The organism is Mycobacterium sp. NGS68, from assembly GCF_059812195.1.
Window position 1 is genome coordinate 23,377 of the sequence record NZ_JCALCE010000033.1, and the last position, 14,687, is coordinate 38,063.

The window sequence follows — 14,687 nt, forward strand, 5'->3', positions numbered from 1 at the left end:
TTCGATCAGAAGCCGCGGGTGGTGACGACCTCCTGGCCGTCGACCCGCACAACGTAGGACGCTGGACGAAATCCGCCGAACAGTCGCGGACGAACCTTCTCGATCGCAACCGTATGTCCGCGGTGGGAGACTTTCCACTCCCTTGCCAGCTGCATGCTGAAGTGTGTGGATGGGCTCAGCGGGCTTGCAAGCGTGGTTTTCTGACCGTCGATGAGGAGATACGCGTGCCCGGTCGTCGGATTCCGATGAAACCGCGCCGAGCTCTCGCCGACGTCGAATGCCAGGTCCATAGTTCCTCACTGTCGAAGTTGTCGCGGTGCCCGTCGTTTCAGACGGTCACGATTCGTGCGCCGCGCACGTATTCGACGCGGGTAGTTCCGTAGGACGTCATCGGCTCGGCCGGGTACGTGTGGCCGTGGATCAACACCCTCGGCTGGACGCGGTCCAGCCATTTCCGCAATGCATCGATTCCCACGTGCGCCGGATCCTGATGGTCGTTGACACCTCGCGGCGGGCAGTGCGTCACCAGTACATCGGCGGCACGGAGCCCCTTGACCAGCCACTTGTACTGCCACTGGGTGTACAGGATGTCGGGTGTGCCGGGCTTGTACCGAACGCAGCCCTGCAGACCGGCGAACGACACGCCGCCCACGACCGCCCGCCCCAGATGCAGGTTCTTGATCCCCAGATCCTTGAGATAGCGCCCGTCGCAATGGTTTCCGTAGACCCCAAGGGTGGGGACCGGTACCCGGTCGATTCCCTCGAGGTCGAAGCGCGTGAGATCACCAACGGTGACCACGGCATCGATCTCGTGTGCCGTCACGCACTCAGGTATCCCCATACGCAATTGCGGAGGAGTGTCGGCGATCACCAGTAGCCGCACCGGCGGTCTCCTTGTCTAGAGCCGGTCCATTTCCCGGGCCATCATCGAGTCGTCCAGGAACGAGTATCGTCGCGCCTGGTCGCGCCGCGCCACGCCACCTTCTTTCGGCGGGGAGGCAAACAAGCCCCTCATCGCGGCGAGAAGGCGGGCGCCCAGCGGCGGCCGAAGAGCGGATTGCGACAGCGCCACTGCGGTGCTGAACAGAACCTGTCGCTCGGTGATGAGCGTCGGCGTCTGCTGTGCAACGTTATTGCGCGCCAACGCTTTGTCATCCCGCGGCAGAGTTGTGGGCGAGTTAGACATGCTGATCGACCCCGATCCTTTTCGGCTGTGCTACTGAATCTTTCGTCGCAACTATCCGGCCGGCGACTTGGCGGATCCTTGGCGGATTCTGGACGGATCCTTGGATACGGTCAGCGCGATTCGGGCCCTCATGCCGTTACCTGGTAATCACCTCCCAGTACCTTCCGGGTTGCCTGAAAGGCCACATCGGACCATCGGCGGCTTGTTACGTTGCGCGCAGGCTCGAAACCTTGCTTGCTTAGCAGTCTGGCGCGCGACGCGGAGGTCCACGATGTCATTCCTAGTGACCAACCCGGCTGAGATGGCGGCGGCGACAAGGGACTTGGCGGGCATCGGTACCGCGGTCAGCGAGGCCACCCATTCGGCCGCCGCAGCGACGACGGGTGTCCTGCCACCTGCCGCCGACGAGGTGTCGGCGGCCATTGCCACAGTCTTCGCGAAGGAAGGCGTGGCCTTTCAAGCCCTGAGTGCGCAGGCGATGACGTTTCACGACCAGTTCGTCAGCACCCTGGCCGCCGCCGCTGGCTCGTACGCAAGCGTCGAAGCCGCCAACGCCTCACCCCTGCAGACCGTGGAGCAGGGTTTGTTGAACGCGGTCAACGCCCCCACCCAGGCGCTGCTCGGGCGTCCGCTGATCGGCAACGGCGCCAACGGCGTACCGGGGACCGGACAAAACGGCACCGACGGCGGGATCCTCTACGGCAACGGCGGCAACGGCGGATCGGGCGGCATAAGCGGAAAGGGCGGCAATGGTGGCAACGCCGGGCTCTTCGGCGGTACCGCCGGCAACGGCGGGACGGGCGGTGACGCGAGCCCTGCGTTCCCCATTGCCGCCGGGGCCGGGGGTGCCGGCGGCAACGCCGGCCTGTTCGGCAGTGGCGGCGCGGGCGGCAGCGGAGGGCAGTCACCCAGCAACGGAGGTGCCGGCGGAGCCGGTGGTAACGGGGGCATGCTCTACGGTCTCGGCGGCCACGGCGGAACCGGCGGCAGCAGCGGGTCCGCTCCCGGCGGTGCCGGCGGTGACGGCGGTCATGGGGGTCTGTTCGGCGCCGGCGGCACGGGTGGTGACGGTGGCATCTCGTCGTCCGGAAACGGCGGTGCCGGCGGGGGCGGGGGTGCCGGCGGGACGATCCTGGGCGCTGGCGGCTCCGGTGGTGCCGGCGGCTTTTCCATAGCCGCCAGTGGCGGCGCGGGTGGAATCGGCGGCCACGCAGGCATGATCGGTGCCGGCGGCAACGGGGGCGCCGGCGGCGCTTCGACCGGCGGCACGAACTTTGCGGGCGGCGCCGGCGGGGCAGGCGGGGGCGGCGGCACCCTGACCGGTGATGGTGGCGCCGGAGGCGGCGGCGGAGCCTCCCAAGGGACCACCGGGGGCCCCGGGGGTGTCGGCGGCATCGGTGGCGCCGCCGGTTCGTTGTCCGGCAACGGCGGGCAAGGCGGTGCAGGCGGATCCTCGCAGGGCGCCGACGGCGGAGCCGGAGGAGGCGGAGGCAAGGGCGCGGGGTTCGTCGGAAACGGTGGCACCGGCGGCAGCGGCGGACTGTCGAACGGCAACAACGGCGGCGCCGGCGGAGCCGGAGGCGGATCGGGCGCGTTCGGATCAGGGGGTGCCGGCGGTGGCGGTGGAGCGTCGTCGGCTCACGTCGGCGGCGCAGGCGGTGGCGGCGGTGCCGCCCGACTACTCGGGTTGGGGGGCACCGGCGGCGCCGGAGGGCTGGGACCTGCAGCAGGCGGCGCCGGCGGCGCGGGCGGCGCCGGGGGTCAGCTCTCTGGCGACGGCGGCACGGGTGGCGAGGGCGGCTTTGCCGGGGCGGGCCCCGGTGGCAACGGAGGAGACGGCGGAAAGGCAGGGGCCTTGGGCTCTGGCGGCGCCGGTGGCGCCGGCGGGCGGTCGAACAATCCGGGCAGCAACGGCGGCAACGGCGGCAACGGCGGCAATGCCCAGCTGGTCGGCGAGGGCGGCAACGGCGGCAACGGCGGAGCTGGGACGGTCAACGGAACACCTGGGACCGGCGGCACCGGCGGCCTCTTGTTCGGCATGCCCGGAGTGGCCGGCCTGGCGTGACCGCAGGCTAGACCGGGTCGAGCCCGGCGATGTGCCGCATCGCCAGCTCTCGGTAGGCCTGCGGGTTGACGTTGACCCACATCTCGGCGCCCGTCCCCGCGATCGGCCCTTTCACCTTGGCCGGCGCGCCCGTCACCAGCATCCCGGCCGGAATCTGCGTGCCGCCCACCACCAGGGCGCCGGCCGCAACCATGCAGCGCGCCCCGATGACCGCGCCGTCGAGCACGGTGGCGTGGTTGGCGACCAGCGCCTCGGCGCCGATGTGCGCGCCGTGGATGACGCACAGGTGCGCCACCGTCGCCCCGGGGCCGATGTCGACGGGGATGCCGGGCGGTGCGTGCAGCACGGATCCGTCTTGCACGTTGGCGCCCTCCCGCACCACGATCGGCGCGTAGTCGCCGCGCAGCACGGCGTTGTACCAAACGGACGCGCCCGCCTCCACGACGACGTCGCCGATCAGGGTCGCGGTCGGGGCGACGAATGCGGTGGGGTCGATCCGCGGTGCGCGACCTTCGAAAGCAAACAGCGGCATCAATTACATATACCGTAACGCGCATATGCCGTGGCAGGACTCGCCGCGATTGCGCTTGCCGGGCCCAAAACTGTAACGTGTTCTAGTTAGAGGCTAGCGAGTTGGAGGAAACCACGTGAGCACCGAGACAAGCGCGGTCGGTGTCCGGGAGATCGATCCCGGCGCGCTGCCGACCAGGTACGCCCGCGGCTGGCACTGCCTGGGCGTCGCGCAGGACTTCCGGGACGGGAAACCGCACTCGGTCCAGGCGTTCGGCACCAAGCTGGTGATCTTCGCCGACTCGCACGGGGACATCAAGGTTCTCGACGGGTACTGCCGGCACATGGGTGGCGACCTCTCCGAGGGCAGCATCAAGGGCGACGAGGTCGCCTGCCCGTTCCACGACTGGCGCTGGGGCGGTGACGGCCGCTGCAAGCTCGTGCCGTACGCCAAGCGCACACCCAAGACCGCGCGCACCCGGTCCTGGACGACCGACGTCCGCGGCGGCCTGCTGTTCGTCTGGCATGACCACGAGGGCAACCCGCCGGACCCCGCCGTCCGCATTCCGGACATCCCGGAGTCGCACAGCGACGAGTGGACCGACTGGCGGTGGAACAGCATCCTCATCGAAGGATCCAACTGCCGCGACATCATCGACAACGTCACCGACATGGCGCACTTCTTCTACATCCACTTCGGGTTGCCGACCTACTTCAAGAACGTCTTCGAGGGCCACATCGCCTCGCAGTATTTGCACAACGTGGGCCGGCCCGACGTGGACGATCTGGGGACCTCCTACGGTGAGGCGCATCTGGATTCGGAGGCGTCCTACTTCGGGCCGTCGTTCATGATCAACTGGCTGCACAACAGCTACGGCGGTTACAAGGCGGAGTCGATCCTGATCAACTGCCACTACCCGGTGACCCAGAATTCGTTCGTGCTGCAGTGGGGCGTCATCGTCGAAAAGCCAAAAGGCATGGACGAGAAGATGACCGACAAGCTGTCGCGGGTGTTTACCGAGGGTGTGAGCAAAGGCTTCCTGCAGGACGTCGAGATCTGGAAGCACAAGACCCGCATCGACAATCCGCTGCTGGTCGAGGAGGACGGCGCCGTCTACCAGCTACGTCGCTGGTATCAGCAGTTCTACGTGGATGCGGCGGACGTGCAGCCGGAGATGGTGGAGCGCTTCGAGATCGAGGTGGACACCACCCGCGCCAACGAGTTCTGGAACGCCGAGGTCGCGGAGAACCTGAAGGCCCGAGACTCCGAGGACGCCGAATCCCCCGCGGCAGAAGTGCCGGCGGAGCAACACTGAACGACATGTCCGACGAGCAGTCGGCAGTGCCCGACGTCGACCGGCTGGCCCGGTCGATGCTGCTGCTGCACGGTGATCACCACGATCACGACGACGCGCCCTCGAGCAACGGCGGCTCTGGATCCTGGTCGAAGTCACGAGATTTCAGCAACGATCCGCAACGCGCCGCCGCCGTTCGCGAGGCCAGCCATGCGGACCGCGAGCGTTACCTGACGGCGGGCCTGCGGCCGGTGGACTGCCGGTTCTGCCATGTCACCGTCACCGTCAAGCGGCTGGGGCCGGGGCACACCGCGGTGCAATGGACCGGCGAAGCATCGCAGCGTTGCGCGCATTTCGCGGAAGTCCGTGCCGGCGGCGGAGATACCGCCCGCACCAGGTCGTGCCCGCGGCTGAGCGACAGCATCGAGCACGCGGTCGCGGAGGGCTATCTGCAGCATCCGGACGAAGGCTAGAGCTGGACTAGAGTCCCGCGAACCGCTCCTTGACCGTCTCGACGGACAGCCCATAATCGGCCAGCGAATATGTGTGTTTGGGCGCCCGTTCCCCACTCTGGCTCTGGGTATGGCTTTCCTCCATGGCCTTTCGGGCCTCGTCGGTCAGCGTCAGACCGAAATGGCGATATATGTCGGCCACGGTGCCAAGTGGATCGGCGATCAGGTCGCGGTAGTCGACGTCGTAGAACTGGGCCGAATCATATTTTGCGCGTGCGGCATTGAACCGCTCCAGGCCGCGCGCCCAGGTATCCATCGAGTCCGCGCCGATCTGGGCGCCGACAAAATTCGTCGACCAGCCCTCGGCGGTGTGTTGGGCCAGCGAACACATCGAGGCCATGATCGTCTCGACCGGTCGGTGGGTCTGGATCACCAGCGCGTCGGGATAGGTGGCCATCAGCGCGTCGAGCGCGAAGAGGTGGCTTGGGTTCTTGAGTACCCAACGCTTTTCAACATCGTTCAGCCCGATCAACTGCAGGTTCCTACGATGCCGCCGATAGGACGGCGTCCAGTCCTGCGCGGACAGCCACTCCGCGTAGCTCGGCAGGTGCGCCAACGTCTCATAGGACACCGAATGCAGCGACTGCCGCAGCAGCTGCCAGCACTCCTCCAGCTCGTATGCGGCCATGAAGTGGAGGCCGGTGTATCCGGGGTTCTCCGCATGGTGCTGCGTGAACTGGTCATCAAGCCTGCGGTACAACGGGTTCGACTCCCACGTTTCGCGCGGCGGCCGCGGCTGCGGGAACTCGGCCAGCCACATGTGCAAGCCCTGGTGGGCTGGGTCGGCGCCGAGGAGCCGGTGCAGCGCCGTAGTGCCCGTCCGCACCAGGCCCGTAACGAAGATCGGCCGCTCGATCGGCACATCGGCATACTCCGGATACTGCTTCCAGGCCGATTCGGACAGCAGCCTGGCCACCAGAGCGCCGCGCAGGAAGAACCGGTTCATCTTGCTGCCCAACACCGTTAGGCCGGCTTCCCGCCGATACGAGTCCAACAGCACCTGCAGCGCTTCGCGGTAGTTGTCGTCGTCGGCGCCGAAATCGTCGAGCCCGGTTAGTTTGGTCGCCGATGCGTGCAGTTCGTCCACGGTCGCGATATCGGTACGTGTCCCCATCAGTTGTGGTACTCCCCGCAGTTCACGTCTAGGCACTGCCCGGTGATTCCGCTGGACAGGTCGCTGGCCATGAACAGGATCGCCGACGCCACCTCGTCCTCAGTGGGCAGGCGCTTCAGGTCGGAGTTCGCAGCGGTGGCCTGGTAGATCTGCTCCGCCGTGGTGCCGTACTTGCCGGCCTGATGGTTGAAGTAGCTCTGCAACGTCTCTCCCCAGATATAACCGGGCGCAACGGAATTGACGCGGATGCCCTTTTCGCCGAGCTCGGTGGCCAGCGATTGCGACATCGACAGCAGCGCGGACTTGGCCATCTTGTAGGCACCATACTTCGCCTGTGAGTGCCGCAGCACCATGGAGTTGACGTTGACGACGGACCCGTGCGACCCCGCCAGCGCCGGCGTGAAGCCCTGGATGAGGCGCAGCGCCCCTAGCGCGCTCAGTTCGATCGCATCACGGATGTGCTGGAAGGATGTGCCCGCCAACGGCTTCATCGACGGCACCCGGAACGCGTTGTTGATCAACACGTCAACCCTGCCGTACGCCTCCAACGCGGCGTCGACGAGGTTGTTCACCTGATCGTCCTCGGTGATGTCGGTGGGCACCGCCACCGCGCGCCGCCCGATGTCGGTGATCTGCTTGGCGACGTCGTCGAGGCGGTCCGCGCTGCGCGCCGCCAGCACCAGGTCGGCGCCGTCGCGCGCGCATCGCTGCGCCAGAGTGGTCCCAAGACCCGGGCCGACGCCGCTGATAACGACTACCTTGCGCTTAAGCATCTCGGTCACCCCAGCATCCTGGCCGCAATCTGCTGCTGGCGCAGCGCGATTCGCGCACGCCAGTCTTCTTCGGAAATCTTGTTGTCCTCGAAGTACGGCAATGCGGCCGGCACTGCGTCGAGGTCTACCAGTTCGACGGTGGGCCCGTCGGCCTCGGTGAGCTCGCGGGACACCCGCTGCCAACGGAACTGCAGGAAGCCGCGCCGGTGACCAAGTGTCTCAACCCAGTTGGTAACGCCCGGGTTCTGGTCGGCGACGACGATGCGGACCTTGCCGTCCGGATCGACTTGCGCCTGAGCGTTGTTCAGCGAAGTCTGGTGGTTGATGTAGTCCAGCGAGATGTACCACATGCTGCCCAGCTGGAAGCCCAGGTAGGGGGTACCGCTCATCGAGCTCGACGGCACCGTGATCACCAGCGCCTGATCGGGCCGCAGCTCGAAATGCCCGACGGAGGAGTACTGCGTCGCCAGCCCGCCCGGGGTCAACCGCGGCGGCACCATCGTGTTCACCGGGATCTTCAGATAGAACCACTGCGGGAACTGCAGCCACGTCTTCACTCGGTTCACAAGTTGCTTTCCCGCGGTGGCGTAACGCCTTTCGATGATCTCGCGGGTCAGCGGCGGCGGCGCGGTACCCGCGGTGTCCAGCCGCGAAATCGTCAGCGTGCCGCGCTGCGCGGACCAGTCGGCGTACACCTCGCGCATCACGAGTTGGCCCGGGCTGGTGGGCCGCAGCCGCCACTCGAAGGTGCCGTCGGGGGCGATGTCGAGTTCGCGGTCGTCGAACGCGGCCTGGCTGGCGGGCACGTTGTCGTCGGTGTACTCGCCGCCGAGCAACTGGAAGCTCAGGTCGGTGGTGGTTCCGCGGACACCAGAGACCACATAGTCGCGGTCGGCGTGTACCCAGGTGCCGAAGTAGAGGGTGTCGGGATTGTCCAGGCCCATCTTGGTGAACGGCCCGGTGCCCGACTGGAGGAAGGGGTGATCACGGTCGTAATCGAACGCCAGGTGCAGACAGCCCGCGACGCAGCCAGCGAGGTACTGCAGCCCTTCGAGCAGGTCGGCTTCGGTCTCGATGTGGGGTGCGGCGGTTACCAGCTTCTCGGCCTCCGCGATCGCCGAAGTGAGGGGTTCCGAAACGGGGGATAAAGACACGACCTAGACGCTAGAACGTGTTCTACTTTTTAGTCAACCGCGAACATTCACGCGTGTCGGCTGGTGCGTTCAGAGACGACGCCGACTCACTACGAGGTGCATTGCTGCGACAGCGTGATCAGCGACTGACGAACATCCGGATGCCGATTCAAGTAGTCGATCACGTTCGGGCCGCCACCTTCCGCCTGGGACCGGGCGGACAGCTGCGCCTTCACGTCGGGATGCCGTTTCAGGTACGAGTCGATGGACTGACCCACGGTCTTGTTGCACTGCGGATCCGCGTGGGCCACCGGCAGTGCGATCACGGTCGCGGCGGTCGCGGTAAGCAGCCCACCAGCAAGGATGCCGTACAGTCCGCGTCGGCCGGCGTTGACTGTCTTGGAAGTGCTCATGCGCGCCAGGCTACGCGCGGCAGCTATGTGTGACCTGTGAGTCCAAATCGCCGGAGATGCCCTGTCAGCGGGCCGCGGGGGCGCCGCTCTCCCGCTCGCGCTTGATCTCCAGCGCGATGTCGATCAGCTGGTCTTCCTGGCCGCCGATCAGTTTGCGCTGACCGGCCCGGTGCAATAGCTCGTGGGCCGGGACGCCGTAGCGTTCACCCTGGCGGACGGCGTGCTTGAGGAAGCTCGAGTACACCCCGGAGTAGCCCATGATCAGCGCGTTGCGATCCAGCAGACATTCGGCCGGCATGGCCGGGCGTACCACGTCCTCGGCGGCGTCGGCGATGTCGAAGAAGTCGATGCCGGTCTTGACGCCGATCTTGTCGAACACTCCGATCAGGGCCTCGACCGGCGCGTTCCCCGCACCGGCGCCGAATCGGCGCACGCTGCCGTCGATCTGCTTGGCACCCGCTCGCACCGCCTCCACGGAGTTCGCGACGCCCAGTCCCAGGTTTTCGTGCCCATGGAAACCCACCTGGGCGTCGTCGCCGAGTTCGGCGACCAGCGCGGACACCCGGTCGGCCACCCCGTCCAGAACCAGGGCGCCCGCCGAGTCGACGACGTAGACGCATTGGCAGCCCGCGTCGGCCATGATGCGGGCCTGAGCGGCCAGCTTCTCCGGCGGGATCGTGTGGGCCATCATCAGGAACCCGACGGTTTCCAGGCCCAGCTCGCGAGCCAGCCCGAAGTGCTGGATGGACACGTCGGCCTCGGTGCAGTGGGTGGCGATCCGGCAGATCGAGCCGCCGTTGTCCTGGGCCTCCTTGATGTCCTCCTTGGTGCCCACCCCGGGCAGCATCAGGAAGGCGATCTTGGCCTCTTTGGCGGTTTCGGCGGCGAGCTTGATCAGCTCCTGCTCGGGCGTCTTGGAGAAGCCGTAGTTGAACGACGAGCCGCCCAGGCCGTCGCCGTGGGTCACCTCGATCACCGGCACCCCGGCGGCATCGAGCGCCGTCACAATCGCCTGTACTTCGTCCTTGGTGAATTGATGTCGCTTGTGGTGCGATCCGTCGCGCAGCGACGTGTCGGTCATCCGGACGTCCCAGACCGGGTTGAAGAAGATGTCGTCGGTACTCATGCCTGCGCTCCTCCCGTCACGGCCAGCGTCTCCTTGGCGATCTCCTCGCCCACCTTTGTCGCCGCGGCAGTCATGATGTCGAGGTTGCCCGCATAGGGCGGCAGGTAGTCGCCCGCGCCCTCGACCTCGACGAACGTGGTGACCAACGCCTGGCCCCCGGAGTTGATGGACGGATCGTCGAACTGCGGCTCGTTGAGCAGCCGGTAACCCGGCACGTAGGTCTGCACCTCGGCCACCACCTCCCGGATGGACTTGGCGATCGCATCGCGGTCGGCGTCCTCCGGAATGGCACAGAAGATGGTGTCGCGCATGATCATCGGCGGATCGGCGGGGTTCAGGATGATGATCGCCTTGCCGCGGGTGGCGCCGCCGATGGTTTGCACGCCGCGCGACGTGGTCTTGGTGAACTCGTCGATGTTGGCCCGGGTGCCGGGGCCCGCGGAGACTGACGCCACCGACGCGACAATCTCGGCATACGGGACGTCCACCACGCGGCTCACCGCATAGACGATCGGGATCGTGGCCTGTCCCCCGCAGGTGATCATGTTGACGTTCGGGGCGTCCAAGTGTGCGCGCAGGTTGGCCGGCGGGATCACGGCCGGCCCGACGGCGGCCGGCGTCAGGTCGATGGCCCGGATTCCGGCGGCCTCGTATTTGGGCGCCGCCTCCCGATGCACGTAGGCGCTGGTCGCCTCGAAGACCAGGTCGGGCTTCTCGGACTGCTCCAGCAGCCAGTCGGCGCCCTTGTGGCTGGTCTCCAGCCCGAGCTTGCGGGCCCGCGCCAGACCTTCGCTGTCCGGGTCGATGCCCACCATCCAGCGTGGTTCCAGCCAGTCCGATCGCAGCAGCTTGTACAGCAGATCGGTGCTGATATTCCCCGATCCGACAATTGCCACGGATGCCTTAGCCGGCATGATGCTCCTCTTGATCGAAACCTATTCAATTTAGTCGCGACCCGCTTCGCCCGGCTCCGCCGCACTCGCGATCGCTCCTGTTCAAATTAGTCGCGACCCGCTTCGCCCGGCTCCGCCGCACTCGCGATCGCTCCTATTCAAACGACAGCTGGACCGCACCCAGTCCCGCAAAGTCCGCGACGAACTCGTCCCCGGGACGCGCGTCGATCGCGAAAGTGCACGATCCGGGTAACACGATGTCACCCTTTTTCAACCGCACACCAAAACTTTCCACCTTGCGGGACAACCACGCCACCGCGGTGACCGGATTGCCCAGCACCGCGTCACTGCGGCCCTCGGCGACCACCTCGCCATTGCGGGTGAGTTTCGCGTCGATCGCCTTGACGTCGATATCGGCCGGCGCCACCCGCGCCTTGCCCAGCACGAAGCCCGCCGAGGACGCGTTGTCGGCGATGGTGTCGCAGATCTTGATCTGCCAGTCCTTGATCCGGGTGTCGATGAGCTCGATCGACGGGACCAGGGCCTCGGTCGCGGCCAGCACATTTTCCTCGGTGCAATCCGCGCCCGGCAGGTCGTCGGAGAGGATGAAGCCGACCTCGACCTCCACCCGCGGAAACAGGTATCTCCCGGCCTGCACCGGAACGTCCTCGAACACCTGCATCTCGTCGAGCAGGTGCCCGTAGTCGGGCTCGTCGACGCCCATCATCTGCTGCATCACCTTGGACGACAGGCCCACCTTGTGGCCCACCACGCGGGCCCCTTCAGCCACTCGCTGCCGGATGTTGATCAGCTGGATCTCGTAGGCGTCCACGACGTCGATGTCCGGATGACCGGCCGTCAGCGGGGAGATCGGCGCACGGCTCCGCTCGGCCTCGGCCAGGTCGGCGGCCAGCCCGTCGCGGGTCGCAACACTGAGCATTTACCGAAGTCCCTTCGTCCGTGTGACCGGGCCAGTAGCGCTCGACCCGAGCAATTCTATAACGTGTTCTACATGACAGCACAGGAGTACGACGTCGTCGTGGTCGGAAGCGGCGGCGCCGGCATGGTGGCTGCCCTTACTGCCGCGCACCGAGGCCTCTCGACCTTAGTCATCGAGAAGGCCGCACACTTCGGCGGCTCGACCGCCCGTTCGGGCGGCGGCGTCTGGATTCCCAACAACGAGGTTCTCAAGCGCGCCGGCGTGCGTGACACGCCCGAGGCGGCTCGCACCTACCTGCACGGGATCATCGGCGATGTCGTTGCGCCTGAGCGCATCGACACCTACCTCGAGCGCGGGCCCGAAATGCTGTCGTTCGTACTCAAGCACGCGCCGCTGAAGATGTGCTGGGTGCCCCGCTACTCCGACTACTACCCCGAGGCGCCGGGCGGCCGGCCCGACGGCCGATCGATCGAGCCGAAGCCGTTCAACGCCCGCAAGCTCGGCGCCGACGAGGCCGGCCTCGAGCCCGCCTACGGCAAAGTTCCGCTCAATGTGGTGGTGATGCAGCAGGACTACGTCCGGCTGAACCTGCTCAAGCGCCATCCCCGCGGGATTCTGCGCAGCCTGAAGGTCGGCGGCCGCACCATGTGGGCGAAGGCGACCGGCAAGAACCTCGTCGGCATGGGCCGCGCGCTGATCGCGCCGCTGCGGATCGGGCTGCAGCAGGCCGGCGTTCCGGTGCAGCTCAACACCGCCCTCACCGACCTCTATGTCGAAGACGGCGTGGTCAGGGGCGTCTACACACGGGACACCACCGCGGCGGAATCGGCTGAGCCACAGCTGATCCGGGCCCGACGCGGAGTGATCCTCGCCTCCGGGGGTTTCGACCACAACGAGCAGATGCGGGTGAAGTACCAGCGCGCGCCGATCACCGTCGACTGGACCGTCGGCGCGAAGGCGAACACCGGCGACGGCATCCTCGCGGGCGAGAAGCTGGGTGCCGCTTTGGAGTTGATGGAGGACGCGTGGTGGATCCCGACGGTGCCCCTGGTCGGTGCGCCGTGGATCGCGCTGTCCGAGCGCAACTCGCCGGGCGCCATCATGGTCAACATGTCCGGTAAGCGGTTCATGAACGAGTCGCTGCCGTACGTCGAGGCCGGCCACAAGATGTACGGCGGCGAGCACGGCCAGGGTGCCGGACCCGCCGAGAACATCCCCGCGTGGCTGGTGTTCGACCAGCAGTACCGTGACCGTTACATCTTCGCGGGACTGCAAGCCGGGCAACGCATTCCGCGCAAGTGGATGGAGTCCGGCGTCATCATCAAGGCTGACACGCTGGAGGAGTTGGCGCAGCAAGCGGGCCTTCCCGTCGACGAATTCATGGCGACAGTGCAGCGGTTCAACGGCTTTGCGCGTTCAGGTGTCGACGACGACTTCCACCGCGGCGAGAGCGCCTATGACAGGTACTACGGCGACCCGACCAACAAGCCGAACCCCAACCTGGGTGAAATCAGTCACGCCCCGTACTACGCCGCCAAGATGGTGCCCGGGGATCTGGGCACCAAGGGCGGTATCAGCACCGACGTCCACGGCCGTGCGCTGCGCGACGACGGCAGCGTCATCGCAGGCCTCTATGCCGCAGGCAATGTGAGCGCTCCCGTGATGGGGCACACGTATCCCGGCCCCGGCGGCACCATCGGTCCGGCGATGACATTCGGTTACTTGGCCGCGCTGCACATAGCGGGATCAGAAACGGGAGACGCCTGACATGCCCATCGACGTCGACGTCGCGCTGGCCGCGGAGCTGGAACCGATCGAATTCTCCTGGGCCAGTAGCGACATCCAGCTCTACCACCTGGCGCTGGGTGCCGGGGCGGACCCGATGGATCCTCGCGAACTGCGCTACCTGATCGACGACACCCCGCAGGTGCTGCCGACCTTCGGCAACGTGGCGGCCAGCTTCCACATGACCACACCGCCGGCCGTCCAGTTCCCCGGCATCGACATCGAGCTCGCCAAGGTGCTGCACGCTTCCGAGCGAGTGGAAGTGCCTGCGCCGCTACCCCCTTCGGGTTCGGCAACGGCCGTCACCCGGTTCACCGATATTTGGGACAAGGGCAAGGCCGCGGTGATCTGGAGCGAGACGCGGGTGACCACCCCCGACGGAACGCTGCTGTGGACGCAGAAGCGGTCGATCTTTGCGCGCGGAGAAGGCGGGTTCGGTGGCGATCGGGGGCCGTCCTCGTCGGACGGTGCGCCTGACCGGGCCCCGGACGTACAGGTCGACGTGCCGATTCTGCCCCAGCAGGCGCTGCTGTACCGGTTGTGCGGCGACCGCAACCCGCTGCACTCGGACCCGCAGTTCGCCTCTGCCGCCGGGTTTCCGCGGCCCATCCTGCACGGCCTGTGCAGCTACGGCATGACCTGCAAGGCGATCACCGACGTCCTCTTGGACGGCGATGCCACCGCGGTGGCCGCCTATGGAGCCCGCTTCTCCGGCGTCGCATTCCCCGGCGAGACGCTGCAGGTCAACATCTGGAAGGACGACGGCCGTTTCGTCGCCACCGTTGTCGCGCCGTCGCGTGACAACGCCGTCGTGCTGAGTGCCGTCGAGCTGGTCCCGGCTTAGAACCCTTCCCGGCCCCCTTCTGTCGCCGGCGCGCGGCCAGCCGCACGATCGATAATCCCGGGCTGACGTCTTGCTCGAATCTGCGATGCAGTCTACAT

16 protein-coding genes are annotated in these 14,687 nt (G+C 66.9%); 5 read left to right on the forward strand and 11 right to left on the reverse strand.

Annotated features, from left to right (window positions below; genetic code table 11):
• Window positions 1-5 precede the first annotated feature (5 nt).
• Genes AC5Y5V_RS25725 through AC5Y5V_RS25735 form a run of 3 tightly spaced genes read right to left on the reverse strand, consistent with a single transcriptional unit; the run spans window position 6 to window position 1,186 of the window.
• Window positions 6-290, reverse strand: coding sequence for a hypothetical protein (locus tag AC5Y5V_RS25725; RefSeq protein WP_499940781.1), 285 nt, complete (start codon window positions 288-290; stop codon window positions 6-8).
• Between the two features lie 38 nt (window positions 291-328).
• Window positions 329-883 (reverse strand): metallophosphoesterase family protein, encoded by a 555-nt coding sequence (locus AC5Y5V_RS25730; RefSeq protein WP_499940782.1) that lies wholly within the window; start codon window positions 881-883, stop codon window positions 329-331.
• Window positions 884-898: 15 nt separating this feature from the next.
• Window positions 899-1,186 (reverse strand): hypothetical protein, encoded by a 288-nt coding sequence (locus AC5Y5V_RS25735; RefSeq protein ID WP_499940783.1) that lies wholly within the window; start codon window positions 1,184-1,186, stop codon window positions 899-901.
• 271 nt (window positions 1,187-1,457) lie between these two features.
• On the opposite strand from AC5Y5V_RS25735, the gene AC5Y5V_RS25740 reads away from it, so the two are divergent.
• Window positions 1,458-3,251 carry a PE family protein gene (locus AC5Y5V_RS25740; RefSeq protein WP_499940784.1) on the forward strand — a complete coding sequence of 598 codons (1,794 nt, stop codon included), beginning with the start codon at window positions 1,458-1,460 and terminating at the stop codon, window positions 3,249-3,251.
• Between the two features lie 7 nt (window positions 3,252-3,258).
• Here AC5Y5V_RS25740 and AC5Y5V_RS25745 read toward each other — a convergent pair whose 3' ends face one another.
• Window positions 3,259-3,783 carry a gamma carbonic anhydrase family protein gene (locus AC5Y5V_RS25745; protein ID WP_499940785.1) on the reverse strand — a complete coding sequence of 175 codons (525 nt, stop codon included), beginning with the start codon at window positions 3,781-3,783 and terminating at the stop codon, window positions 3,259-3,261.
• 115 nt (window positions 3,784-3,898) lie between these two features.
• Here AC5Y5V_RS25745 and AC5Y5V_RS25750 point away from each other — a divergent pair, with 115 nt between their 5' ends.
• Complete coding sequence (locus tag AC5Y5V_RS25750) at window positions 3,899-5,077, forward strand: 3-ketosteroid-9-alpha-monooxygenase, oxygenase component (protein ID WP_499940786.1); 1,179 nt, start codon at window positions 3,899-3,901, stop codon at window positions 5,075-5,077.
• Window positions 5,078-5,082: 5 nt separating this feature from the next.
• Window positions 5,083-5,529: a hypothetical protein gene (locus AC5Y5V_RS25755; RefSeq protein WP_499940787.1), complete on the forward strand. Its 447-nt coding sequence runs from the start codon at window positions 5,083-5,085 to the stop codon at window positions 5,527-5,529.
• Window positions 5,530-5,536: 7 nt separating this feature from the next.
• Here AC5Y5V_RS25755 and AC5Y5V_RS25760 read toward each other — a convergent pair whose 3' ends face one another.
• From AC5Y5V_RS25760 to AC5Y5V_RS25790, 7 genes are all read right to left on the reverse strand, one after another.
• Complete coding sequence (locus tag AC5Y5V_RS25760) at window positions 5,537-6,682, reverse strand: sulfotransferase family protein (protein ID WP_499940788.1); 1,146 nt, start codon at window positions 6,680-6,682, stop codon at window positions 5,537-5,539.
• Entirely contained in the window at window positions 6,682-7,464 is a 783-nt protein-coding gene (locus tag AC5Y5V_RS25765) for an SDR family oxidoreductase (protein WP_499940789.1), read from the reverse strand. The genes AC5Y5V_RS25760 and AC5Y5V_RS25765 overlap by 1 nt, the downstream gene beginning before the upstream one ends.
• Window positions 7,461-8,609: a hypothetical protein gene (locus tag AC5Y5V_RS25770; RefSeq protein ID WP_499940790.1), complete on the reverse strand. Its 1,149-nt coding sequence runs from the start codon at window positions 8,607-8,609 to the stop codon at window positions 7,461-7,463. The genes AC5Y5V_RS25765 and AC5Y5V_RS25770 overlap by 4 nt, the downstream gene beginning before the upstream one ends.
• Window positions 8,610-8,698: 89 nt before the next feature.
• Window positions 8,699-9,001, reverse strand: a complete 303-nt coding sequence (locus tag AC5Y5V_RS25775; protein ID WP_499940791.1) for a hypothetical protein — start codon at window positions 8,999-9,001, stop codon at window positions 8,699-8,701.
• A gap of 64 nt (window positions 9,002-9,065) precedes the next feature.
• Entirely contained in the window at window positions 9,066-10,127 is a 1,062-nt protein-coding gene (gene dmpG, locus AC5Y5V_RS25780; RefSeq protein ID WP_499940792.1) for a 4-hydroxy-2-oxovalerate aldolase, read from the reverse strand.
• Window positions 10,124-11,041 (reverse strand): acetaldehyde dehydrogenase (acetylating), encoded by a 918-nt coding sequence (locus tag AC5Y5V_RS25785; RefSeq protein WP_499940793.1) that lies wholly within the window; start codon window positions 11,039-11,041, stop codon window positions 10,124-10,126. The genes dmpG and AC5Y5V_RS25785 overlap by 4 nt, the downstream gene beginning before the upstream one ends.
• Window positions 11,042-11,174: 133 nt before the next feature.
• Entirely contained in the window at window positions 11,175-11,960 is a 786-nt protein-coding gene (locus AC5Y5V_RS25790; protein ID WP_499940794.1) for a 2-keto-4-pentenoate hydratase, read from the reverse strand.
• A gap of 72 nt (window positions 11,961-12,032) precedes the next feature.
• Between AC5Y5V_RS25790 and kstD the strand changes: the two genes are divergently transcribed.
• Window positions 12,033-13,727: a 3-oxosteroid 1-dehydrogenase gene (kstD, locus tag AC5Y5V_RS25795; RefSeq protein WP_499940795.1), complete on the forward strand. Its 1,695-nt coding sequence runs from the start codon at window positions 12,033-12,035 to the stop codon at window positions 13,725-13,727.
• A gap of 1 nt (window position 13,728) precedes the next feature.
• Window positions 13,729-14,589 (forward strand): enoyl-CoA hydratase ChsH3, encoded by an 861-nt coding sequence (gene chsH3 / locus AC5Y5V_RS25800; RefSeq protein ID WP_499940796.1) that lies wholly within the window; start codon window positions 13,729-13,731, stop codon window positions 14,587-14,589.
• Window positions 14,590-14,687 lie beyond the last annotated feature (98 nt).

Excerpts from the sequence above, each read along its gene's own strand:
- AC5Y5V_RS25725 (WP_499940781.1), bottom strand. The coding sequence starts at position 290 with ATGGACCTGGCATTCGACGTCGGCGAGAGCTCGGCGCGGTTTCATCGG.
- AC5Y5V_RS25735 (WP_499940783.1), bottom strand. The coding sequence starts at position 1,186 with ATGTCTAACTCGCCCACAACTCTGCCGCGGGATGACAAAGCGTTGGCG.
- AC5Y5V_RS25740 (WP_499940784.1), top strand. The coding sequence starts at position 1,458 with ATGTCATTCCTAGTGACCAACCCGGCTGAGATGGCGGCGGCGACAAGG.
- AC5Y5V_RS25745 (WP_499940785.1), bottom strand. The coding sequence starts at position 3,783 with ATGCCGCTGTTTGCTTTCGAAGGTCGCGCACCGCGGATCGACCCCACC.
- AC5Y5V_RS25755 (WP_499940787.1), top strand. The coding sequence starts at position 5,083 with ATGTCCGACGAGCAGTCGGCAGTGCCCGACGTCGACCGGCTGGCCCGG.
- AC5Y5V_RS25760 (WP_499940788.1), bottom strand. The coding sequence starts at position 6,682 with ATGGGGACACGTACCGATATCGCGACCGTGGACGAACTGCACGCATCG.
- AC5Y5V_RS25775 (WP_499940791.1), bottom strand. The coding sequence starts at position 9,001 with ATGAGCACTTCCAAGACAGTCAACGCCGGCCGACGCGGACTGTACGGC.
- dmpG (WP_499940792.1), bottom strand. The coding sequence starts at position 10,127 with ATGAGTACCGACGACATCTTCTTCAACCCGGTCTGGGACGTCCGGATG.
- AC5Y5V_RS25785 (WP_499940793.1), bottom strand. The coding sequence starts at position 11,041 with ATGCCGGCTAAGGCATCCGTGGCAATTGTCGGATCGGGGAATATCAGC.
- AC5Y5V_RS25790 (WP_499940794.1), bottom strand. The coding sequence starts at position 11,960 with ATGCTCAGTGTTGCGACCCGCGACGGGCTGGCCGCCGACCTGGCCGAG.
- kstD (WP_499940795.1), top strand. The coding sequence starts at position 12,033 with ATGACAGCACAGGAGTACGACGTCGTCGTGGTCGGAAGCGGCGGCGCC.
- chsH3 (WP_499940796.1), top strand. The coding sequence starts at position 13,729 with ATGCCCATCGACGTCGACGTCGCGCTGGCCGCGGAGCTGGAACCGATC.